The organism is Pseudomonas sp. StFLB209, from assembly GCF_000829415.1.
Taxonomy (GTDB): domain Bacteria; phylum Pseudomonadota; class Gammaproteobacteria; order Pseudomonadales; family Pseudomonadaceae; genus Aquipseudomonas.
The window spans coordinates 4,431,967-4,452,561 of the sequence record NZ_AP014637.1; the positions used below are offsets into that span (position 1 = coordinate 4,431,967).

General features: G+C 62.1%; 23 protein-coding genes and 1 tRNA gene. 20 read left to right on the forward strand and 4 right to left on the reverse strand.

The annotated features are described in order from the left end of the window. Nucleotides 1-9 precede the first annotated feature (9 nt). From rplT to PSCI_RS19925, 6 genes are all read left to right on the forward strand, one after another. Nucleotides 10-366: a 50S ribosomal protein L20 gene (rplT, locus tag PSCI_RS19900; RefSeq protein ID WP_045490382.1), complete on the forward strand. Its 357-nt coding sequence runs from the start codon at nucleotides 10-12 to the stop codon at nucleotides 364-366. Nucleotides 367-468: 102 nt separating this feature from the next. Continuing rightward, nucleotides 469-1,485 carry a phenylalanine--tRNA ligase subunit alpha gene (gene pheS / locus PSCI_RS19905; RefSeq protein WP_045490383.1) on the forward strand — a complete coding sequence of 339 codons (1,017 nt, stop codon included), beginning with the start codon at nucleotides 469-471 and terminating at the stop codon, nucleotides 1,483-1,485. A 34-nt stretch (nucleotides 1,486-1,519) separates the two neighbouring features. Further along, nucleotides 1,520-3,898, forward strand: a complete 2,379-nt coding sequence (pheT, locus tag PSCI_RS19910; RefSeq protein ID WP_045490385.1) for a phenylalanine--tRNA ligase subunit beta — start codon at nucleotides 1,520-1,522, stop codon at nucleotides 3,896-3,898. Nucleotides 3,899-3,901: 3 nt separating this feature from the next. After that, on the forward strand, nucleotides 3,902-4,204 hold the full coding sequence (ihfA, locus tag PSCI_RS19915; protein ID WP_045490388.1) for an integration host factor subunit alpha: 303 nt from the start codon (nucleotides 3,902-3,904) through the stop codon (nucleotides 4,202-4,204). Beyond that, nucleotides 4,185-4,541, forward strand: coding sequence for a MerR family transcriptional regulator (locus PSCI_RS19920; RefSeq protein WP_045490390.1), 357 nt, complete (start codon nucleotides 4,185-4,187; stop codon nucleotides 4,539-4,541). Before ihfA ends, PSCI_RS19920 begins: the two co-directional genes overlap by 20 nt. A gap of 93 nt (nucleotides 4,542-4,634) precedes the next feature. Continuing rightward, nucleotides 4,635-4,711: transfer RNA gene (locus PSCI_RS19925), tRNA-Pro, on the forward strand. A 153-nt stretch (nucleotides 4,712-4,864) separates the two neighbouring features. On the opposite strand, the gene PSCI_RS19930 is transcribed toward PSCI_RS19925, so the two are convergent. Further along, nucleotides 4,865-5,125 carry a hypothetical protein gene (locus PSCI_RS19930; RefSeq protein WP_045490391.1) on the reverse strand — a complete coding sequence of 87 codons (261 nt, stop codon included), beginning with the start codon at nucleotides 5,123-5,125 and terminating at the stop codon, nucleotides 4,865-4,867. Between the two features lie 254 nt (nucleotides 5,126-5,379). Here PSCI_RS19930 and PSCI_RS19935 point away from each other — a divergent pair, with 254 nt between their 5' ends. From PSCI_RS19935 to PSCI_RS19960, 7 genes are all read left to right on the forward strand, one after another. Continuing rightward, nucleotides 5,380-5,637: a DUF1652 domain-containing protein gene (locus PSCI_RS19935; RefSeq protein WP_045490393.1), complete on the forward strand. Its 258-nt coding sequence runs from the start codon at nucleotides 5,380-5,382 to the stop codon at nucleotides 5,635-5,637. A 285-nt stretch (nucleotides 5,638-5,922) separates the two neighbouring features. Further along, nucleotides 5,923-6,012: a K(+)-transporting ATPase subunit F gene (gene kdpF / locus PSCI_RS28735; RefSeq protein ID WP_084710038.1), complete on the forward strand. Its 90-nt coding sequence runs from the start codon at nucleotides 5,923-5,925 to the stop codon at nucleotides 6,010-6,012. A 9-nt stretch (nucleotides 6,013-6,021) separates the two neighbouring features. Next, a complete protein-coding gene (kdpA, locus tag PSCI_RS19940) occupies nucleotides 6,022-7,716 on the forward strand; it encodes a potassium-transporting ATPase subunit KdpA (protein WP_045490395.1) in 1,695 nt (564 codons plus the stop codon). Between the two features lie 23 nt (nucleotides 7,717-7,739). Then, nucleotides 7,740-9,800, forward strand: a complete 2,061-nt coding sequence (kdpB, locus tag PSCI_RS19945; protein ID WP_045490398.1) for a potassium-transporting ATPase subunit KdpB — start codon at nucleotides 7,740-7,742, stop codon at nucleotides 9,798-9,800. Nucleotides 9,801-9,882: 82 nt separating this feature from the next. Then, on the forward strand, nucleotides 9,883-10,446 hold the full coding sequence (gene kdpC, locus PSCI_RS19950) for a potassium-transporting ATPase subunit KdpC (RefSeq protein WP_045490400.1): 564 nt from the start codon (nucleotides 9,883-9,885) through the stop codon (nucleotides 10,444-10,446). A 59-nt stretch (nucleotides 10,447-10,505) separates the two neighbouring features. Further along, nucleotides 10,506-13,148, forward strand: a complete 2,643-nt coding sequence (locus PSCI_RS19955) for a sensor histidine kinase (RefSeq protein ID WP_045490402.1) — start codon at nucleotides 10,506-10,508, stop codon at nucleotides 13,146-13,148. Nucleotides 13,149-13,176: 28 nt separating this feature from the next. After that, a complete protein-coding gene (locus PSCI_RS19960; RefSeq protein WP_045490405.1) occupies nucleotides 13,177-13,872 on the forward strand; it encodes a response regulator in 696 nt (231 codons plus the stop codon). Here PSCI_RS19960 and PSCI_RS19965 read toward each other — a convergent pair. Then, on the reverse strand, nucleotides 13,869-14,117 hold the full coding sequence (locus tag PSCI_RS19965; RefSeq protein ID WP_045490408.1) for a hypothetical protein: 249 nt from the start codon (nucleotides 14,115-14,117) through the stop codon (nucleotides 13,869-13,871). The genes PSCI_RS19960 and PSCI_RS19965 overlap by 4 nt on opposite strands. A gap of 276 nt (nucleotides 14,118-14,393) precedes the next feature. On the opposite strand from PSCI_RS19965, the gene PSCI_RS19970 reads away from it, so the two are divergent. From PSCI_RS19970 to PSCI_RS19985, 4 genes are all read left to right on the forward strand, one after another. Beyond that, nucleotides 14,394-14,777, forward strand: a complete 384-nt coding sequence (locus tag PSCI_RS19970) for a hypothetical protein (RefSeq protein ID WP_045490411.1) — start codon at nucleotides 14,394-14,396, stop codon at nucleotides 14,775-14,777. 104 nt (nucleotides 14,778-14,881) lie between these two features. Next, nucleotides 14,882-15,490 (forward strand): SCO family protein, encoded by a 609-nt coding sequence (locus PSCI_RS19975; RefSeq protein WP_045490414.1) that lies wholly within the window; start codon nucleotides 14,882-14,884, stop codon nucleotides 15,488-15,490. After that, complete coding sequence (locus PSCI_RS19980; RefSeq protein ID WP_045490417.1) at nucleotides 15,490-15,987, forward strand: copper chaperone PCu(A)C; 498 nt, start codon at nucleotides 15,490-15,492, stop codon at nucleotides 15,985-15,987. The genes PSCI_RS19975 and PSCI_RS19980 overlap by 1 nt, the downstream gene beginning before the upstream one ends. Nucleotides 15,988-16,095: 108 nt before the next feature. Continuing rightward, nucleotides 16,096-16,278: a hypothetical protein gene (locus PSCI_RS19985; RefSeq protein ID WP_045490420.1), complete on the forward strand. Its 183-nt coding sequence runs from the start codon at nucleotides 16,096-16,098 to the stop codon at nucleotides 16,276-16,278. 48 nt (nucleotides 16,279-16,326) lie between these two features. On the opposite strand, the gene PSCI_RS19990 is transcribed toward PSCI_RS19985, so the two are convergent. After that, a complete protein-coding gene (locus PSCI_RS19990) occupies nucleotides 16,327-17,343 on the reverse strand; it encodes a 1-aminocyclopropane-1-carboxylate deaminase (RefSeq protein WP_045490424.1) in 1,017 nt (338 codons plus the stop codon). Between the two features lie 139 nt (nucleotides 17,344-17,482). Between PSCI_RS19990 and PSCI_RS19995 the strand changes: the two genes are divergently transcribed. Beyond that, a complete protein-coding gene (locus PSCI_RS19995; RefSeq protein WP_045490427.1) occupies nucleotides 17,483-17,989 on the forward strand; it encodes an Lrp/AsnC family transcriptional regulator in 507 nt (168 codons plus the stop codon). A 179-nt stretch (nucleotides 17,990-18,168) separates the two neighbouring features. Here PSCI_RS19995 and PSCI_RS20000 read toward each other — a convergent pair whose 3' ends face one another. Next, entirely contained in the window at nucleotides 18,169-18,639 is a 471-nt protein-coding gene (locus PSCI_RS20000) for a hypothetical protein (protein ID WP_045490430.1), read from the reverse strand. A gap of 309 nt (nucleotides 18,640-18,948) precedes the next feature. Here PSCI_RS20000 and PSCI_RS20005 point away from each other — a divergent pair, with 309 nt between their 5' ends. Further along, the gene (locus PSCI_RS20005) at nucleotides 18,949-19,761 is read left to right on the forward strand and encodes an energy transducer TonB (RefSeq protein ID WP_045490433.1); all 813 of its coding nucleotides are present in this window, start codon (nucleotides 18,949-18,951) and stop codon (nucleotides 19,759-19,761) included. A gap of 113 nt (nucleotides 19,762-19,874) precedes the next feature. Beyond that, nucleotides 19,875-20,594, forward strand: a complete 720-nt coding sequence (locus tag PSCI_RS20010; protein ID WP_045490438.1) for a MotA/TolQ/ExbB proton channel family protein — start codon at nucleotides 19,875-19,877, stop codon at nucleotides 20,592-20,594. The last annotated feature ends 1 nt before the right edge of the window (nucleotide 20,595 follow it).

The window sequence follows — 20,595 nt, forward strand, 5'->3', positions numbered from 1 at the left end:
AAGTAACTCATGGCTCGTGTAAAGCGTGGCGTCATTGCCCGTAAGCGTCACAAAAAGATTCTGAAACTTGCTAAAGGCTACTACGGTGCGCGTTCACGCGTATTCCGCGTCGCCAAGCAAGCGGTTATCAAGGCAGGCCAGTACGCCTACCGCGACCGCCGTCAGAAGAAGCGTCAGTTCCGCGCTCTGTGGATCGCCCGTATCAACGCCGGTGCTCGTACCAACGGTCTGTCTTACAGCCGTCTGATCGCTGGCCTGAAAAAGGCTTCCATCGAGATCGACCGTAAGGTACTGGCCGATCTGGCAGTGAACGAAAAAGCGGCGTTTGCTGCGATTGTCGAGAAAGCTAAAGCCTCTTTGGCCTAAGTCCCCGACAGTCACTGGCCCGGATTTTCCGGGCCGGTATTGAACGTCATAAATAGGGGAAGAGCCTGGGCTCTTCCCCTATTTCGTATCTGGAGTCTGTACATGGAAAACCTGGACGCGCTGGTCTCCCAAGCTCTTGAGGCTGTGCAAAGCGCCGAAGATATCAATGCCCTGGAGCAAATCCGGGTTCACTACCTCGGCAAAAAAGGCGAGCTGACTCAGGTGATGAAGACCCTGGGCAACCTGCCGGCAGAGGAGCGCCCCAAAGTCGGCGCCCTGATCAACGATGCCAAGGAACGTGTCACAGAGGTTCTCAATGCCGGCAAGGCGTCGTTCGAGCAAGCGGAACTGTCCGCCAAACTCGCCGCCGAGTGCATTGACGTGACCCTGCCGGGCCGCGGCCAGACCACCGGTGGTCTGCACCCGATCACCCGCACTCTGGAACGTATCGAGCAGTTCTTTACCCATATTGGCTACGGCATTGCCGAAGGCCCGGAAGTCGAAGACGACTACCACAATTTCGAGGCGCTCAACATCCCGGGCCACCACCCAGCCCGTTCGATGCATGACACCTTCTATTTCAATGCCAACATGCTGTTGCGCACCCACACCTCACCGGTTCAGGTCCGCTCCATGGAGGCGCAGCAGCCGCCAATCCGTATTGTTTGCCCGGGTCGGGTGTATCGCAGCGACTCCGATATCACCCATTCGCCGATGTTCCACCAGATCGAAGGCCTGCTGGTCGATCGCGACATCAACTTCGCAGACCTCAAAGGCACCATCGAAGAGTTCCTGCGGGTGTTCTTCGAGAAAGAGCTGGCCGTACGCTTCCGCCCTTCGTACTTCCCGTTCACCGAGCCATCGGCGGAAGTCGACATGGAGTGCGTGATGTGCAGCGGCAACGGCTGCCGGGTCTGCAAGCAGACCGGCTGGCTGGAAGTCATGGGCTGCGGCATGGTGCATCCTAACGTGCTGCGCATGTCCGGTATCGATCCGGAGCAGTTCCAGGGCTTCGCCTTCGGCATGGGCGTCGAGCGTCTGGCCATGCTGCGTTATGGCGTCAACGATTTGCGCCTGTTCTTCGACAACGATTTGCGCTTCCTCGCGCAATTTCGCTAGGTCGTGCCGGTAAAGAATCTTTCAGGAGAACAGGATGAAATTCAGTGAACAATGGCTGCGTGGCTGGGTAAGCCCGCAGGTCTCCCGCGACGAGCTGGTGGCCCGTCTGTCGATGGCCGGTCTGGAAGTCGACAGCGTGGCGCTGGTCGCCGGTGTATTTTCCGGTGTTGTGGTTGGTGAAGTGCTCAGCACCGAGCAGCACCCTGACGCTGACAAACTGCGGGTTTGCCAGGTCAGCAGCGGTAGCGAAACCTTTCAGGTGGTGTGTGGCGCCCCTAACGTGCGCCCCGGCCTGAAAATTCCGTTCGCCATGATCGGTGCGCAACTGCCTGGCGACTTCAAGATCAAGAAAGCCAAGCTGCGCGGCGTCGAGTCCAACGGCATGCTGTGCTCGGCCGCTGAACTGGAACTGGGTGAAGGCAATGACGGCCTGCTGGAACTGGCAGCCGATGCGCCGGTGGGCGAAGACCTGCGCGTGTACCTGCAACTGGACGATGCCAGCATCGAGGTCGACCTGACCCCTAACCGTGGCGACTGCCTGTCGCTCGCGGGGCTAGCCCGTGAAGTGGGCGCGCTGTACGACGCGCCGGTCACTCGTGTGCAAGTGCCTGCCGTTGCGGCCAGCCATGATGAAGTGCGCCCGGTCGACGTGCTGGCACCGCAGGCCTGCCCACGCTATCTGGGTCGGGTAATCCGTAATGTTGACCTGTCGCGTCCGACCCCGTTGTGGATGGTCGAGCGCCTGCGTCGCTCGGATATCCGCAGCATCGACGCTGCCGTGGACATTACCAACTACGTGATGATCGAACTGGGTCAGCCGCTGCATGCGTTTGATCTTGCCGAAATCAACGGTGGCATTCGGGTGCGGATGGCCGAGGAGGGCGAGAAACTGGTCCTGCTCGACGGCCAGGAAGTCACCCTGCGTGCCGACACCCTGGTCATCGCTGACCACCAGCGCGCCCTGGCGATCGCCGGCGTGATGGGCGGCGAACACAGTGGTGTGACCGCCAAGACCCAGGACATTTTCCTGGAAAGCGCATTCTTCGACACCATCTCGGTGGCGGGCAAGGCGCGTTCCTACGGTCTGCACACTGACGCTTCGCACCGCTACGAGCGCGGCGTTGACTCGCAACTGGCCCGTGAAGCCATGGAGCGGGCCACCGGCCTGTTGCTGGAAATCACCGGTGGTGAGGCGGGACCGATCATCGAGGCGGCCAGCGAACAGCACCTGCCGAAAGTCGAGCCGATCACTCTACGTGCTGCTCGTGTCGAGCAGATGCTGGGCCTGGCCATCGATGCGGCGCAGATCGAGCGCCTGCTCACAGGTCTGGGTCTCACGCCAAGCCGTGAGGGTGAAGGCCAGTGGCGTGTCGAAGTGCCAAGCCACCGCTTCGATATCAGTCTGGAAGTCGACCTGATCGAAGAACTGGCGCGCCTGTATGGCTACAATCACCTGCCGGTTCGCTACCCGCAAGCCCGTCTGGCGCCTCAGGCCAAAGCCGAAGCGCGTGGCGACCTGCCGGAGCTGCGCCGTCTGCTGGTGGCTCGTGGTTACCAGGAAGCGATCACCTACAGCTTCATCGATCCTAAATGGTTTGAACTGTTCAACCCGGGCGTACAGCCACTGCTGCTGGCCAACCCGATCTCCAACGACATGGCGGCGATGCGCTCCTCGCTGTGGCCGGGATTGGTCAAGGCGTTGCAACACAACCTCAATCGCCAGCAGGACCGTGTGCGCCTGTTCGAAAGCGGCCTGCGTTTCGTCGGTCAGCTCGATGGCCTGAAGCAACAGCCGATGCTGGCCGGTGTGGTGTGCGGCAGTCGCCTGCCTGAAGGCTGGGCGCAGGGTCGTGATGCAGTGGACTTCTTCGACGTGAAGGCGGATGTTGAAGCGGTTTTGGGCTTCGCGGGGGCGTTGAACGCCTTTACTTTCAAAGCAGGCAAACACCCGGCACTGCATCCTGGCCAGACCGCGCTGATCGAGCGCGACGGTCGCGAAGTCGGCTACCTGGGCGCTCTGCACCCTGAGTTAGCCAAGCAGTTGGGCCTGGATCGCCCGGTGTTCGTGTTCGAGCTGGTTCTGGCTGAAGTTGCCGAAGGCCGTCTGCCGAAGTTCAGCGAGCTGTCGCGCTTCCCTGAAGTGCGCCGTGACCTGGCGTTGCTGGCTGATCGCGATGTTGCCGCCAGCGCGGTTCTCGATGTGATCCGCGAAAATGCCGGTGAATGGCTCACCGATCTCAGGCTGTTCGATGTGTATCAAGGTAAAGGTATTGATCCGCATAGAAAAAGCCTCGCTGTCGGCTTGACCTGGCAGCATCCATCGCGCACTCTTAATGACGATGAGGTCAACGCAACGACGCTTGCAATCCTCACCTCGCTTGAGGAGAGGTTAAACACCACGTTAAGGAAATGACGTATGGGGGCTCTGACGAAAGCTGAGATGGCCGAGCGTCTCTATGACGAACTGGGCCTGAACAAACGCGAAGCCAAGGAATTGGTCGAGCTGTTTTTTGAGGAAATAAGGCACGCGCTGGAAGACAACGAACAGGTGAAATTGTCCGGTTTCGGCAATTTCGATCTGCGCGACAAACGCCAGCGACCGGGCCGAAATCCGAAAACCGGGGAAGAAATCCCTATTACAGCCCGCCGTGTAGTCACCTTTCGTCCAGGGCAGAAGTTGAAAGCCCGAGTTGAAGCTTATGCTGGAACCAAGCCATAACCATGAGCTACCGCCCATTCCGGGCAAACGCTACTTCACCATTGGTGAAGTGAGCGAGCTTTGCGCGGTAAAACCGCATGTTCTGCGCTATTGGGAACAGGAGTTTCCTCAGCTCAACCCCGTCAAACGACGCGGGAACCGCCGGTATTATCAGCGCCAGGATGTGCTGATGATCCGGCAGATCCGTGGTCTGCTATACGATCAGGGCTTTACCATTGGCGGGGCGCGTCTGCGCCTCACCAGCGGCGAGCCTCAGGATGACACCCAGCAGTACAAGCAGATGATTCAGCAGATGATTGCCGAGCTGGAAGATGTTCTGGTGTTACTCAAGTCCTGAGAAACAAAAAAACCAGAATGCTTCCATAATTCAAAAGCTTAGGGTATATTCCTCACCACTTCCGCAGCAGTGGAAGAGCTTCACCACCGGAGTCGGGGCGTAGCGCAGCCCGGTAGCGCACTTGCATGGGGTGCAAGGGGTCGAGTGTTCGAATCACTCCGTCCCGACCATTATTCCTGAGTAAAATCAGACATTTAAGCCGATCAGATAGATCGGCTTTTTTGTGTTCGCGCAAAATATTCGCAAAATGCGCGCAAACCCATATGGCACAAGCCAGATAAACGTCGCCCTCAACTTTTCCATATGCCAAGCCGGTGTGATCCCTATGACCCACGCAGCTCCTCCAGTCGAGCACGCCCGGCATCGGTGATCGCATGCTCCCCCTTATCACTGAGTCGATAGCGTCCCGATTCCAGGCGTGTGATTGTGATCCTTACCAAGCCGCTCCGGGAAAGGGCGTCACCGACTTCAAAGCTCATTGCGCGCTCCAGATCAAGAATCCTTAACTCTCCGATCTTGTAGCGGTAGAAGGCAATCAACGCTGCGTCTATCGCTTGCTGGTTGACCGCTTGACCATCTTGCATTTGACCTCCCAGGTCTGGCTGTTTACTCCATGAGGTGCCGGATCAAATCTGACTGAGCCAGTCTTGCCCTCGATTGGCGCCATTGTGCCTTTGATTGCCTCGCTGAGCGCAAATCCGAACGGCATTCGGATGCCGGTTAGCGCCCAAATGTCTGTCTTGATCATCGGCCCGGCGGCATGACCGGTCGCTGCTCAATTGCGCTACCATTAGCGTTGTCTATAGTGGTCTGACGAGAAATCAGACAAGGAAAGCCCATGTATTCGAAAACCGAGTTGCAGCGTGTTCTTGAAACTGCCTTTCTGCCCAGCAAGTGCGAGTGCGGCCTGGCTCCCAATGACAGCCTGTCGGTGAAGCTGATCAACCCGTCTTCGGGTGAGATCGAGCTGTATGTGGCAAGCATCCCTGTGTCTGACCTGAGCACCAGCCGGGCGATTGCCCAGGTCGTTCTTTCACTGAAAGAGCAACGGGATCTGATGGCGCAGATGACGCTGTCCATGCGGCGGCTGGCTTAGACCTGCGGCTTGCCCCCCGCCCGGTTGCGGGCGGCCGGCGTTTACCCTTCCTTATTACGGCCCGGGCATGCCCCGGCCGTCTTGAACCCTGTCTGAAGCCCTACAGTCCTTGCGCAGAAACCCCGGGCAAAAGGCTGGTTAGCCATAGCTAAGCCCGCGCTACCGCGCTTCTTTACAGATTCTTTATGCCCGCCGGGCTTCTTCGATCTCGTTCCTTTACGCCCCCCTTGCTGACAATTCACTCACGCGGCCTTTGCCGCCTGACTGTGGTCCGAGGGGAAATCAATGAGCGTTCTGGATGGGGTTTCACTGCTGCTGGGCGTCGGCCTGATCGTTTACCTGCTGGTCGCGCTGCTGCGCGCCGATCGCCAGTAAGGAGCGGCCATGCACAGCTATGACTATCTGTTGATCGGCGCCTTTGTGCTGCTGTTGCTCGGCAGCGCGCCGCTGCTGGGACGCTTCTGGTATCGGGTGATGGAGGGTGAGCGCACCTGGCTTTCACCATTGCTGGGGCCGTTGGAGCGCGGCTGCTATCGGCTCGGCGGTGTCGACCCCAAGGCCGGGCAAGACTGGAAAACCTATGCGCTGGCCTTGCTGGCATTCAACGCCGCCGGCTTTGTGCTGCTGTTTGCCTTGCTGATGCTGCAAGGTGCACTGCCACTCAATCCGCAGCAACTGCCGGGCCTGGAGTGGACCCTGGCGTTCAACACCGCCATGAGCTTTGTTGCCAACACCAACTGGCAGGCCTACAGCGGCGAAGCATCGCTGAGCTACCTGAGCCAGATGCTCGGCCTGACCGTGCAGAACTTCGTCAGCGCCGCCACCGGCATCGCCGTGCTGGCCGTGCTGTGCCGGGGCATTGCGCGGCGCTCGACCAATGACCTGGGCAACTTCTGGACCGACCTGACCCGCGCCACCTTGTATGGTCTGTTGCCGATCAGCCTGCTGCTGGCGCTGCTGCTGGTGTGGCAGGGCGTGCCGCAGAACTTCGCCCATTACGTCGATGCCCTGACCGTGCAAGGCAGCCAGCAGAGCCTGCCGATGGGGCCGGCGGCCAGCCAGATTGCGATCAAGCAACTGGGCACCAACGGCGGTGGCTTTTTCGGCGTCAACTCGGCGCATCCGTTCGAGAACCCCACGGCGCTGAGCAACCTGCTGGAATTGGTGGCAATCCTGCTGATACCGGCTGCGTTGGTGTTCAGCTTCGGCCATTACGTCAAGGACCTGCGCCAGAGCCGGGCGATCCTGGCCTGCATGCTGCTGTTGCTGGCGATTGGCTCGGCGCTGGCGTTGTGGGCCGAGTATCAGCCCAACCCGACCCTGGCGCTCAGCGGCGTGGAACAGGCGCCGTCGCTGGAGGGTAAAGAGGCCCGTTTTGGCGTGACCGGCACCACCTTGTGGGCGGTGGCGACCACCGCTGCTTCCAACGGCTCGGTCAACGGCATGCACGATAGCCTCAACCCGCTGACCGGGATGGTCGCGCTGATCAACATGATGGTCGGCGAGGTGATCTTCGGCGGCGTCGGGGTGGGCCTTAATGGCATGCTGCTCAACGTGTTGATCGCCGTGTTCCTGGCCGGTTTGATGATCGGCCGTACCCCGGAATACCTGGGCAAGAAACTGCAGGCTCGGGAAGTCAAGCTACTGGTCGCCAGCTTGCTGGTCATGCCGCTGGGCGTGCTGGTGCTGGGCGCCATCGCGGCGAGCGTGCCAGGCGCGGCCAGTGCGGTCAGCAACCCTGGCCCGCATGGCTTCAGCCAGTTGCTGTACGCCTACACCTCGGCCACCGCCAACAACGGTTCGGCGTTCGGCGGCTTCAGTGCCAACACCCCGTTCCATAACCTGATGCTCAGCCTGGCGATGTTCATTGGCCGCTTCGGCTACATCCTGCCGGTGCTGGCGCTGGCAGGCAGTCTGGCGCTGAAGCAGAGCGCGCCGCAGGGCAGCGACAGTTTCCCGACCCACGGCCCGCTGTTCGTGGCTTTGCTGACCGTGACCATCTTGCTGGTGGGCGGCCTGACCTTTTTGCCGACCCTGGCGCTGGGGCCGCTTGCCGACCATATGAGCCTGGGTTTCTGACTGCGGCCTTCTGAGGACTGAACATGAATATGCTCACTGACAACCATCCGCCGGTCCAGGCCCATAACCTGCCTGCCGCGACCAGCCTGTCGGCCTTGTGGCGCCCGGCGCTGCGCCAGGCATTTATCAAGCTCGACCCGCGTCAACTGGTGCGCTCGCCGGTGATGCTGGTGGTGGAACTGACCGCCGTGCTTACCACCGTGCTGTGCCTGATCCCCGATCCGCAAGTGCCCACCGGTATTGCAGTGCAAATCGCTCTGTGGTTGTGGTTCACCGTGCTGTTCGCCAACTTTGCCGAGGCGCTGGCCGAGGGCCGGGGCAAGGCCCGTGCTGATAGCCTCAAGGCCGGCAGCGAAGGGCTCAAGGCCCGCTTGAGGGACGAAAACGGCCAATGGCGGCTGGTGGATGCCGGCACTCTGCGCAAGGGCGATGTCGTGCGGGTCGAAGCCGGGGAGATGATTCCCGGTGACGGTGAGGTGATCGAAGGCATCGCGGTGGTCAACGAGGCGGCGATCACTGGTGAGTCGGCGCCGGTGATTCGTGAATCCGGCGGCGACCGCTCGGCGGTCACCGGCAACACCCGGCTGGTCTCCGACTGGCTGCTGGTGCGCATCCAGGTCAACCCCGGCGAATCGACCCTCGACCGCATGATTGCCTTGGTGGAGGGCGCCAAACGGCAAAAGACCCCCAACGAAATCGCCCTGGACATCCTGCTGATCGGCCTGACCCTGATCTTTTTGCTGGTGGTCATGACCCTGCAGCCCTTCGCCCGGTTTGCCGGTGGCAGCCTGCCGCTGGTGTTTCTGGTGGCGCTGCTGGTGACCCTGATTCCGACCACCATTGGCGGGCTGCTGTCGGCCATCGGCATCGCCGGTATGGACCGGCTGGTGCGCCTCAATGTCATTGCCCGTTCGGGGCGGGCGGTGGAAGCGGCGGGGGATGTGCATGTACTGTTGCTCGACAAGACCGGCACCATCACCTTCGGTAATCGCCGTTGCGCCGGCCTGTACGCGGCGCCCGGTGTCAGCCCGCAGCAACTGGCCCAGGCCGGCTTGTTGGCGTCGCTGACCGACGACACCGCCGAGGGTAAATCGATTGTCGAGTACCTGCGTAACCTGCACCCGATTCAGGCCCCGGCACTGAGTGAAGTCACCGGCGTGCCGTTCAGTGCCGAGACCCGGCTGTCAGGGGTGGACTATCAGGGCAAGGTGTATCGCAAAGGTGCGGTGGATTCGCTGCTGATGTTTCTCGGCCAGACCCGCGCCGACCTGCCCGCGCCGCTGGTACGGGAAATCGAGCGCATTGCCAAGTCCGGCGGCACGCCGTTGCTGCTGTGCGGCGAGGGCCGTTTGCTGGGTGCAATCCATCTCAAGGACGTGGTCAAGCCCGGCATTCGTGAACGCTTTGACGAGTTGCGCAAGTTGGGCATCCGCACGGTGATGGTCACCGGCGACAACCCGCTGACCGCCGCCGCCATCGCCGCCGAAGCCGGGGTCGATGATGTGTTGGCCGAGGCCACGCCAGAGAAAAAGCTTGAGCGGATCCGCTTTGAGCAGGCGCAGGGTCGTTTGGTGGCGATGTGTGGTGACGGCGCCAACGATGCGCCGGCGCTGGCCCAGGCCGATGTCGGGGTGGCGATGAACGACGGCACCCAGGCGGCTCGCGAAGCGGCCAACATGGTCGACCTCGACAGCGACCCGACCAAGCTGCTGGATGTGGTGCAGGTCGGCAAAGAACTGCTGGTGACCCGTGGTGCGCTGACGACCTTTTCCATTGCCAACGATGTGGCCAAGTATTTTGCTGTGCTGCCGGCGCTGTTCGCCGCGATCTACCCGCAACTGGGCGTGCTCAACATCATGCAACTGGCCAGCCCGCAGAGCGCCATCGTCTCGGCCATCGTGTTCAATGCGCTGATCATCGTCGCACTGATCCCGTTGGCCCTGCGGGGCGTGCGCGTCCAGGCTGCCAGCGCTGCCCACCTGCTGCGCCGCAACCTGCTGATTTTCGGCGTCGGCGGGCTGATTGTGCCGTTTGTGGGGATCAAGCTGATCGATTTGTTGCTTGGTGCACTGAATCTGGTGTGACACAGCCTGACGGCGACTATGTATTTGTTGCTTCGGGGCTCAAGCCCCTCCTACAGGTAATCAATTTTGCGAGGAGATGTACATGACAACCATCCTGCGCCCGGCGCTGAGCCTGTTGCTGTTGATGACCCTGGTCACTGGTGTGGCCTATCCGCTGGCGGTTACCGGCGTTGCGCAACTGGCGTTTGCCGAACAGGCCAATGGCAGCCTGGTGCGTGATGCCAGCGGCCAGGTCCGCGGTTCGGCACTGATTGCCCAGCCTTTCGATGGCCCGCAGTGGTTCCAGCCACGCCCTTCGGCCGGCGCTTTTGCCACGGTGGCCAGCAGCGCCAGCAACCTGTCCGCCGCTAACCCGGCATTGGCCAGCCGGGTGGCTGAAACCGCCACATTGTTGAAAAGCCAAGGGCAGGGCGCAGTGCCAATCGCCTTGCTGACCACCTCCGGCAGCGGCCTGGACCCGCACCTGCCGCCTGAAGCCGCCGACTGGCAGGTCGGGCGCGTGGCGGTCGCGCGCAATCTGCCCGAGCAACAACTGCGTGCGCTGATCGAGGCCCATACTGAACGGCCGTTGTTCGGCCCGCCGGTGGTCAATGTGCTGGCGCTCAATCGCAGCCTTGACGCCCAGGCGCGCGTGGCAAAAATGTAACCTTTGTGGTGACGTCTTCGCGATCCCCCTTAATTGACCCTGACCGAGCAAGCCGACACGTGAGTGACTCCAGCCGAGCTGATGCCATCCTGGCCCAACTGCCCCGCGACGGTCGCGGGCGCCTGAAAATCTTTCTCGGTGCAGCGCCGGGGGTGGGCAAGACCTACGCCATGCTGCAAGCCGCCCACAGCCGCATGCGCCAAGGGGTGAACCTGCTCGCCGCCGTGGTGCAAACCCACGGTCGGGCCGAGACCGAAGCGCTGCTGGTCGGGCTGCCGCAATTGCCGATGCTGCGCCGCGAATACCGGGGCATGACCCTTGAAGAAATGGACCTCGACGGCGTGTTGCGGGCAGCGCCAGCGCTGGTGCTGGTTGATGAACTGGCGCACAGCAACGTGCCGGGCAGCCGCCATGACAAGCGCTGGCAGGATGTGCACGAACTGCTTGCCGCAGGCATTGATGTGTACACCACGGTCAATGTCCAGCACCTGGAAAGCCTCAACGACCAGATACGCGCCATCACCGGCGTCCAGGTCCGCGAAACCCTGCCGGACTGGGTGTTGCAGGAAGCCTTCGAGCTGGTGCTGATCGACCTGCCGCCGCGAGAGCTGCTGGAGCGGCTACGCGACGGCAAGGTGTATGTGCCGGAGCAGGCACGGGCAGCCATCGATGCGTTTTTCAGCCAGACCAACCTCACCGCCTTGCGCGAACTGGCGATGCAGACCGCCGCCGCGCAGGTGGACAACGATCTGGCCCAGGGGTATCGGCAACGCGGCGAACAGGCACCGGCGGTGCGTGGCCGGCTGTTGGTCGGGATTGACGGCGATATCCAGGCCGACCTGTTGGTGCGCCATGCCAGCCGGGTCGCTGAACGTCGTCACCTGCCCTGGAGCCTGGTGCATGTCGACGCCGACCGGCCACTGGATGAGCAGGGCCGGGCTTACTTGCAGGGCGCCCAGCAACTGGCCGAGCGCCTGGGCGGCGAGGTGGTGACCCTGCGCGCCGGTGAGGTGGCCCGGACCCTGTTGCAGCATGCCGTCGAGCGTCGGGCCAGCGTGGTGATGGTCGGTCAGTCACGACACCTGTGGCGGCGGCGGCTGTTCGGTGGCGGGGTGGCCGGGCGTTTGTTGCGTGAGGCCCACGGTCTGGAAATCAGCGTGCTGGACAGCCAGGCCTTGCCCGACCGGCCTCGTCAGCGCGCCCCGATCAAGGGGCTGGACTACGCGCTGGCGGTGCTCGCGACCGCGCTGGCCAGTGGTGTGGCCTGGGGGATTGCCGGGATTCTGGCGTTACCCAATATCTCGCTGATCTTCCTCATGGCGGTGCTGCTGGTGGCGGTGCGCAGCAGTGTCGGGCCGGCCCTGTTCTGTGCATTACTGTCGTTTCTGGCTTATGACTTCCTGTTCATGCCGCCCAACTTTTCGTTGAGTATCCAGCGCGAGGAAGACGTACTGACGCTGGTGTTCTTTCTGCTCATGGCGGCACTCACCGGCCAGCTTGCCAGCCGCCAGCGCCGTCAGTTCAAGGCCTTGCGCGCCACTCAGGAGCAAACCAGTACGGTGCTCGACCTGTCGCGCAAGCTTACTGCCGCCACTGACCGTCAGGCGGTGCTCAGCGCCGCCGAGCAACACCTCAGTGGCTGGCCGGAGCTGCAACTGTGCCTGCTCGGCCGTGACCAGAACGCCAGTTGGGTGGTGGAGCTGGGCGGCCCGCTGACCTTCAGCGAGGCCGAGCGAGTAGCGGCTGATTGGGCCTGGCAGCACGATCAGGCAGCCGGGCTGGACACCGGTACTTTGCCGTCCGGACGCTGGTGGTGGTGGCCGGTGTCGGCTGAAGAAGGGCCGCTGGCGCTGCTTGGCGTCTGCCCTCGGCCAGGCCATCGCTTCACGGCCCAGCACCGGCGTTTGCTCAGCGCCCTCAGCCAGCCGCTGGCCCAGGCGCTGGCCCGTGCGCAACTGGTGCAGGATCTGGAATCGGCGCGCCTGCATGGTGAAACCGAACAACTGCGCAGCGCCTTGCTGGCCTCGGTGTCGCATGATCTGCGCACGCCGTTGACCGCTATGCGCGGCAGCATCGATAGCCTGTTGGCGCTGGGCGAAGCGATCCCGCTGGATGACCGCCGCGAGCTGCTTGAAGGCACCCGCGACGAGGCCGAACGGCTGGACCGCTATATCCAGAACCTGCTGGACATGACCCGCCTGGGCCATGGCTCACTGAAACTGGCTCGCGATTGGGTGGCCCCGGCCGACATCGTCGGCAGCGCGCTGGGCCGCTTGCGTGCGGTGTTGGCGCCGTTGCAGGTCGAGGTGCAGATGGCCGCTGAACTGCCGCTGTTGTACGTGCATGCGGCACTGATCGAGCAGGCGCTGGTCAATGTGCTGGAGAATGCGGCACGCTTTTCGCCAGTCGGCGGGGTGCTGCGCGTGCACAGCCGGGTCAGTGAGGGCGAGTTGCAGTTGCTGGTCAGCGATCAGGGGGCTGGGATTCCCGAAGCCGAGCGGGCGAAAATCTTCGACATGTTTTACACCGCAGCACGCGGTGATCGCGGTGGCCCCGGCACCGGCCTGGGGCTGGCGATCTGTCAGGGCATGGTCGGCGCCCATGGCGGGAGGGTCACAGTGGCCGAGGGCATCGACGGGCTCGGCACTTGCATGACCTTGCATTTACCCTTGCCAGCCCAACCCCAGGCAGACTCAGAATGAGCGCGTATCCCCCACGAGATTACAGCCGGTGAGCACCCAGCAGACAGCGACCATTCTGGTCATCGACGACGAGCCGCAGATCCGCAAGTTCTTGCGCATCAGCCTGGCATCCCAGGGCTACAAGGTGCTGGAGGCGGGCGATGGCGCCGAAGGTCTGAACCAGGCGGCGCTCAACCGCCCGGACCTGGTAGTGCTTGATCTGGGCTTGCCCGACATGGACGGCCAGCAATTACTGGTCGAGCTGCGCGAGTGGCTGCGGGTCCCGGTGATGGTGCTCTCGGTGCGCGCCAGCGAGGCGCAGAAGGTCCAGGCCCTCGATGCCGGGGCCAACGACTACGTGACCAAGCCGTTTGGCATTCAGGAGTTTCTCGCCCGTATTCGTGCGTTGCTGCGTCAGCCTGCCGACACTCAGCAGGCCCAGGCAGTGCTGACCCTCGGCCCGCTGAGCATTGATCTGGCGGCCCGCCGTGTGCAACTGCACGGCCAGGACGTCGCGCTGACCCGCAAGGAGTACGCGGTGTTGGCCGCGCTGGCCCGCCATCCCGGCCGGGTCATCACCCAGCAACAGCTGCTCAGGGACATCTGGGGGCCGACCCACACCCAGGACAGCCACTACCTGCGCATCGTGGTCGGCCACCTGCGCCAGAAACTGGCCGATGAGCCGACCGCGCCGAGGTACATCATCACCGAGGCGGGCGTCGGCTATCGGCTCGCTAGCGATTAATCCTCAAGGTCTTCTTCATGCTTCAGCGCGGCGCGGGCGACCAGTTCCGCGAAGCTCGCCTGCACCACCTCGCTGTTGTCGCGGATTGTCGCCAAATGTTCATGGATGCGCGCCAGGCTGTGCGGGTCGCCTTGCTGGTCGATCCACAGGGCGATGTCCTCGACGGTCGCGACCAGCGCCGAGTTGTTCTGAATGAGCCGGTCCAGCAGCTTGACCAGCGGATCGTCGGGCAGATTCTCAGACATGGCAGTGACTCCTCAGACAGTCATCCTGAGCCTAGTTGAGGATTGGCCGCTGCTGGCGTGTTGCTACATAAACGCTTACACATCTACCAGGCCGAATACAGGCACCTCACACTGCGCACCCGCTCGCCGCCCGGCCGGTCAGACGAATATGACCCCGTGTGCCATTTTGCCGCACAGACACGCACGCCCGGCCAGCAGGCGCTTTGCTCCGGCTACCGGACACCGGTGACGCAATGAAGGTGTTCCCCCAGCCTGCGCAGTGGTAAATTCGCCGCCATGAAATTCGTCCGCACTCATCGCTCGCCGCTGGCCGTCCTGCTTGCCGGTCTGGTCCTTCTCGGCGCCCTGGCCTGCAGCATCGGCCACGGGCAGATGCTCAGTGCCTTCATGCCTGTTGCCATGAGCGATATCTGCGGCCCGGACGAGTCCGCCGTGCACAGTCCTGCCGCACACAGTCAGGACCAGACCGGCCACGGTCTGCTCATGCAACTGGCGCTGTTCGACTGCGCTTACGCCAGCAAACTGACCAGCGCATTGCTCGGCTTCGCAGCCCTGGGCTGGCTGGTGCGAACCCTGCGCCGCCGCGCCCTGATGCCTGAACGCCTGAGCTGGACATCGCTGCGCCACTGTTCACCGGGCCGTGTCGCTCAGGCGCCCTGATACCACCGCGTGGCATCTTTGTGCGGCCCACCGTGTACACGGTGCGCGCTGTCTGACAGTACGGGAGTGATCCCGTCCCGATCCTCTAAACAGGACCGCAGTGCATGAGTCATCACTTTTCCCGCCGCCAGGTGGTCGCCGGCCTGTCCATGCTGAGCATGGGCGGCCTGCTGGCCGGATGCGGCAACTCCAACGTCCTGCCGTTCAAGCACGGCAAGGACATGAGCAACCAGATCATCGGGCGCAATTTCAAATTGCGTGACGTCGACGGTAACCTCAAGACCGTGTCGAGCTTTCGCGGTTACATGCCGATGGTGTTCTTCGGCTTCACCCAATGCCCGGCGATCTGCCCGACCGCGCTGGCCCGTGCGGCGAAGATCAAGAAACTGATGGGCGCCGATGCGCCGATTTTCCAGGTGATCTTCATTACCCTGGACCCGGAGCGCGACACGCCGCAGATCATCGACAAGTACGTCAAGGCTTTCGATCCCGAGTTTGTGGCGCTGTCTGGCACCCTCGAAGAAACCGCCGCTACCGCCAAAGAGTTCGGCGTGTTCTTTGAAAAGGTCCCGCTGGGCGACAGCTACACCATTTCCCATACCGCAACCAGCTACGTGTACGACAGCCGCGGCGTGCTGCGCCTGAGCCTGGGCCACAAACTGACCGCCCAGCAATGCACCGAAGACCTGCTCACCCTTATGGAAGTCTGCTGATGAATACGCTGATGGTTAAATCGTTGAAGGTCGTTGGCTCCTGCGCGCTGTTGCTGGGCCTGAGCCTGCCTGCCCATGCCGAGACCCAGGTCAAGGATGCCTGGGTGCGCGCCACCGTCGCCGGTCAGCCGGCCACCGGTGCGTTCATGCAACTGACTGCCAGCAGCGACAGCAAGCTGGTCGGTGTCGCCTCGCCTGCGGCCAAGACCGTGGAAATCCACGAGATGAGCATGAAAGGCGAGGTCATGAGCATGAAACCGGTCAGCAGCGTCGAGCTGCCAGCCGGCAAGACCGTGACGTTCAGCGCCGAGGGCTACCATGTGATGCTGATTGGTCTGGTGGCTCAGGCCAAGGAAGGCGACCAGATCCCGCTGACCCTCACGGTGCAGGACGCCAAGGGCGAGCGCCAGAGCGTTGAAGTACAGGCCCAGGTCCGCGCGCTGAACACCAGTGACCATGATGCGCATGCCGGGCACGGTGCACACAGCGGTCATTGATCGGCGGTGGTGGGCCGCAGAGTCTGCAATGTGCCGAACGGTCCTGTCATGCAGCCTTCAGAGGTGTAAGGTAAATGATGCAACACACCCGTATCTCTGGAGGTGAACATGAGTACTGCGATGCTGCACAAGGTGCAAGTCAACGGCTACCAGGTGATCAGTGTGAACAACGGCCCCTGGCGGGTCTGCACCGACCACGACCGTCTGGCCATTTTCAACACCCGCGATGAGGCCATGGCCTATGCCGTGTGCCTGCCCACCCGGACCAGCAAGCCCGCCACCCACCATTGACCCCGCTCTTCAGGGCCGCGCAAGGCGGCCCTGAATCTGTCGTGCGTTTCAGCCGTCTTTGAACAGGAAACTATAGGCATTGATCGCCGGCACGCCGCCCAGATGTGCATACAGTACGCGCGAGCCCTCCGGGAATTCGTTATTGCGCACCATCTCGATCATCCCGTGCATCGATTTGCCTTCGTAGACCGGGTCGGTCAGTACCCCTTCGAGCCTGGCGCACAGGCGGATCGCTTGCAGCGTACCGTCACTGGGCAGGCCGTATTCAGGACCGCCAAAGCGAGTGTCGAGTACCACGTCGTCGTCGTTGATTTCCCGACCCAGTTCGACCAGCTCTGCGGTATGCCGGGCGATGCGCAGGATCTGCTCGCGGGTCTGTTGCGGCTTGGCCGAGGCGTCGATGCCGATCACCCGCTGGGCGCGACCATCGACGGCAAAGCCTGCGATCATGCCGGCCTGGGTGCTGCCGGTCACCGAACAGACCACGATGTAGTCGAACTTGAAACCGAGTTGTTCTTCCTGTTGCCGCACTTCATCGGCAAAGCGGGCGAAGCCCAGGCCGCCATATGGGTGTTCCGAGCAACCGGCCGGAATCGGGTAGGGCTTGCCGCCCTTGGCCTGGACATCAGCCATGGCGTTTTCCCAACTCGGACGGATGCCTATGTCGAAGCCTGCGCTGTCCAGGCGCACATCAGCGCCCATGATCCGCGACATCTCGATATTGCCGACCCGGTCATACACCGCATCGGAGTAATTCACCCAGTTTTCCTGGACCAGCACGCACTTCATGCCCAAATGGGCGGCCACCGCCGCGACCTGCCGGGTCTGATTGGACTGAATGCCGCCGATCGACACCAGCGTGTCGTAGCCGCCTTCAATGGCTTCAGGAATCAGGTATTCAAGCTTGCGCGTCTTGTTGCCGCCGAAGGCAAGGCCGCTGTTGCAGTCTTCGCGTTTGGCGTACAGCTCGACCTTGCCGCCCAGGTGCTCACTCAGGCGTTTGAGTGGGGTGATCGGCGAGGGGCCGAAGGTCAGCGGGTAACGTTTGAATTTTCCCAGATTCATGGTGAGGCTCCATCAGTGCTCGAACGATGGACTCATCTTAAGAAAAGCGTGTAAATGACGGGTTGCAAAGAATGATCAGTTGACGAACTTGATGTTCGTGATTTCTATTTGAAGATCATTTTATTTCGTGAAATGGACCATGAAAGCAATAAATGAACACAGCAAAACCCGCCAGCCCGGCCCGCCACCGGTTCTCGACCGGATCGACAAGGCGATCCTGCGCAGCTTGCAGCGCGATGCTTCAATCTCCAACGTGGCGCTGGCCGAAAAAGTCAGCCTCAGCCCGCCAGCCTGCCTGCGCCGGGTCGAGCGACTCAAGCAGGCCGGAATTATCAAAGGGGTGGTTGCGCTGCTCGACGGTGAGGCGCTGGAGGCGGGCATGGTGGTGCTGATTGGCGTGGTACTGGACCGTTCGACGCCGGAGTCGTTTGCCCAGTTCGAAGCCGCCGCTCAGAAGATCTCCGGCTGCATGGAGGTGCATGTGGTCACCGGCGAGTTCGACTACTTCATGCTGCTGCGCACCCGTGACAGCCAGAGCTTCAACAAACTGCACGCCGAGCAGTTGTTGTACCTGCCCGGGGTCAGGCAGATACGCTCGTTCATGGGCCTGCGCCAGGTGCTGTCGACCACCCAACTGGCGTTTTAGCCGGTCATCATGCTGCCGTGCCTGAGACACGGCACTGTGTAGGAGCGACCTTGGTCTGGGCGGCATACCGACGAAGGCGGCGTGAAACCGATCGCTAATGTGCTGATTTCACCGGCCCTCTGGCGAGCTCGCTCTCACGGATTTAGCGCATCATGGGGCTTGAATGATCGGCATTATTGCTACGCGGGCGAAAGAAAGTGGTCCTGCAGATAGCCTCTGACCAATTGCCCGGTGGTGTCGAGAATTTCCTCGATCTGGATATCCATTACGGCTTGCGCCTGTTCGGCGGCATCCAGACCGAAAAAGTGCAGGCGGTGCCCGCACACCGACCCCAGCCAGGTCAGGTGCACGCTGTGCAGCATTTCGACGTCCAGCAAATGGCAGGTCTTGGGGATCTGACCGAGCAACTCGCTGGCGACGCAGCGCGTTGGCTGGCGCGCATCGGGGTTGCTGGCTTCGGCGGCGAGCCATTGATGCTCCAGTTGCACCGGGTGCGGAATATACAGGCACGCGACCTGATCCCAATCGCTGATCCGGGCGGCAAGGGTGTCAACCAGGTAGCAGGGCAGGTCACCGCTGCAAATGATGATGACCCCGGTGTCCTGAGTGGCAGGCTTGATCCAGCCGTGCGGTTCTGAATCCTTCAGCATGAACAGCTCCTTGTTGGTTCTGCACCGCTGGTGAGCGGGTTCGATGAGTAATGGCTATTTGCTCTGCGTTGTCAAAGCGCTTTTTCCCAGCGGCTGTGCAACGGCTTTGGCACAGGGCTCTGCGGACCGGCGCAGTATCCATGGCTAAAAACTGCATATTTCTTTTGTGAATAAACAACGAACTAAATATTCCTTTCTGGCGTATAGGGTTTCGTAGATGATTGCCCTCAGCGAAAACCACTTTGAAGAAGGGTGACTGATACCAACAGAACCTGGATTTTTTTACCGAAAAAATGCAGGAGTGAATCAATGGGCAATGTCCAGACCGCTGCCAGTGCACATGAGGTGCCTTGGCGCCAGGCACCAAGCGGCGAGTTGGTCGACCTGGGCCGTCCTTACCGTGGACCCTTGGCGCTGTCGCGTTTGCACAGCACGCCCAAGCGGGTTCTGGGCCGCCGGGAAGGCATTCTGTTGGGCGCCTTCGCCCTGGTGTTGCACGGCGCAGTGATCTACTGGGTCAGCCAGACACCAACCCCCGCGTTGCCGGTCGTGCCGCCGGAAATTCCGCCGATGACCATCGAATTTTCCGCCCCCACTCCGCCAGTGGTCGAGCCTCCGCCGCCGGAGCCGATCCCTGAGCCGGTGGTTCAGGAGCCGCCGCCACCGGTTGAAGACGAACTGGCGGTCAAACCGCCGCCGCCCAAGCCCAAGCCGAAACCGGTGGTCAAGCCTGCACCAAAACCTGTGCCCAAGCCGGTCGAGCAGCCACCAGCGCCAACGCCGCCTCCGCCGCAACCGGTCGCCGCGCCAGCACCGCCGGCACCACCCGCGCCTGCGCCGGTGACTCCGCCATCGGCCAGTGCCGGTTACCTGCGTAACCCGGCGCCGGAATACCCGTCGCTGGCGATGCGCCGCGGTTGGGAAGGCACTGTGTTGCTGCGAGTGCATGTACTGGCCAGTGGTCGTCCGGGCGATATCCAGATTCAAAAGAGCAGCGGCCGCGACCAGCTCGATGAAGCCGCCGTGACCGCCGTCAAGCGCTGGAGCTTTGTACCCGGCAAACAGGGCGACAAACCGGTCGATGGCTGGGTCAGCGTACCGATCGACTTCAAGCTCAAGTAACGGCTTTACCCGGTTTTCTAACCAAAAATTGCGCTTTACCCCATTTCAGCGGGCGACCTGACAAAAGGAGCATCGCACACCCGACCTGATGCATCTGCACGAGAGTACCGAACATGAACCTACTGGCATCTCCATTCGAATCTGTTGAACACGCGGTCATCTGGCTGCTGATTGGCTTCTCCGTTGTGACGTGGGGCCTGGCCCTGCTCAAGGGCGTGCAGTTCTCACGCCTGAAGGGCCAGGACAAGGCCTTCCACAAGAAATTCTGGGCCGCCTCCAGTCTCGACTCCGCAGCCGAGCTGGCGCACAACAACCCAGGCTCCGCTGCCCGTGTCGCGCAGGCCGGTTACGCGGCCATCCAGGTGCAGGAAAACGCCCAGAACGACCTGAGCCAGTCGATCAACCACCAGGACCGTCTGGAGCGCGCCCTGCGCCAGCAGATCGTCCGTGAACGCCGCTCGCTGGAAACCGGCCTGGCGGTACTGGCCAGTATCGGCAGCACCTCGCCGTTCATCGGCCTGTTTGGCACCGTGTGGGGGATCATGTCAGCGCTCAAAGGTATCAGTGCGGCCGGTTCGGCCAGCCTGGAAACCGTCGCCGGGCCAATCGGTGCGGCACTGGTCGCAACCGGTGTCGGTATCGCCGTCGCGGTGCCTGCGGTACTGGTTTACAACTACTTCCTGCGTCGCCTGAAGCTGACCGCTGCCGACCTGGACGATTTCGCCCATGACTTCTACAGCCTGGCCCAGAAGCATTCGTTCCGCGTCCTGCTGCACCCGGTGCTCAAGTCCGGCGCCACTGCCAGCGGCCAGAAAGTGAAGGAGGCGTCCTGAT

Coding starts and splice junctions, on each gene's coding strand:
- rplT (WP_045490382.1), top strand. CDS start 10: ATGGCTCGTGTAAAGCGTGGCGTCATTGCCCGTAAGCGTCACAAAAAG.
- pheS (WP_045490383.1), top strand. CDS start 469: ATGGAAAACCTGGACGCGCTGGTCTCCCAAGCTCTTGAGGCTGTGCAA.
- pheT (WP_045490385.1), top strand. CDS start 1,520: ATGAAATTCAGTGAACAATGGCTGCGTGGCTGGGTAAGCCCGCAGGTC.
- ihfA (WP_045490388.1), top strand. CDS start 3,902: ATGGGGGCTCTGACGAAAGCTGAGATGGCCGAGCGTCTCTATGACGAA.
- PSCI_RS19920 (WP_045490390.1), top strand. CDS start 4,185: ATGCTGGAACCAAGCCATAACCATGAGCTACCGCCCATTCCGGGCAAA.
- PSCI_RS19930 (WP_045490391.1), bottom strand. CDS start 5,125: ATGCAAGATGGTCAAGCGGTCAACCAGCAAGCGATAGACGCAGCGTTG.
- PSCI_RS19935 (WP_045490393.1), top strand. CDS start 5,380: ATGTATTCGAAAACCGAGTTGCAGCGTGTTCTTGAAACTGCCTTTCTG.
- kdpF (WP_084710038.1), top strand. CDS start 5,923: ATGAGCGTTCTGGATGGGGTTTCACTGCTGCTGGGCGTCGGCCTGATC.
- kdpA (WP_045490395.1), top strand. CDS start 6,022: ATGCACAGCTATGACTATCTGTTGATCGGCGCCTTTGTGCTGCTGTTG.
- kdpB (WP_045490398.1), top strand. CDS start 7,740: ATGAATATGCTCACTGACAACCATCCGCCGGTCCAGGCCCATAACCTG.
- kdpC (WP_045490400.1), top strand. CDS start 9,883: ATGACAACCATCCTGCGCCCGGCGCTGAGCCTGTTGCTGTTGATGACC.
- PSCI_RS19965 (WP_045490408.1), bottom strand. CDS start 14,117: ATGTCTGAGAATCTGCCCGACGATCCGCTGGTCAAGCTGCTGGACCGG.
- PSCI_RS19970 (WP_045490411.1), top strand. CDS start 14,394: ATGAAATTCGTCCGCACTCATCGCTCGCCGCTGGCCGTCCTGCTTGCC.
- PSCI_RS19975 (WP_045490414.1), top strand. CDS start 14,882: ATGAGTCATCACTTTTCCCGCCGCCAGGTGGTCGCCGGCCTGTCCATG.
- PSCI_RS19980 (WP_045490417.1), top strand. CDS start 15,490: ATGAATACGCTGATGGTTAAATCGTTGAAGGTCGTTGGCTCCTGCGCG.
- PSCI_RS19985 (WP_045490420.1), top strand. CDS start 16,096: ATGAGTACTGCGATGCTGCACAAGGTGCAAGTCAACGGCTACCAGGTG.
- PSCI_RS19990 (WP_045490424.1), bottom strand. CDS start 17,343: ATGAATCTGGGAAAATTCAAACGTTACCCGCTGACCTTCGGCCCCTCG.
- PSCI_RS19995 (WP_045490427.1), top strand. CDS start 17,483: ATGAAAGCAATAAATGAACACAGCAAAACCCGCCAGCCCGGCCCGCCA.
- PSCI_RS20000 (WP_045490430.1), bottom strand. CDS start 18,639: ATGCTGAAGGATTCAGAACCGCACGGCTGGATCAAGCCTGCCACTCAG.
- PSCI_RS20005 (WP_045490433.1), top strand. CDS start 18,949: ATGGGCAATGTCCAGACCGCTGCCAGTGCACATGAGGTGCCTTGGCGC.
- PSCI_RS20010 (WP_045490438.1), top strand. CDS start 19,875: ATGAACCTACTGGCATCTCCATTCGAATCTGTTGAACACGCGGTCATC.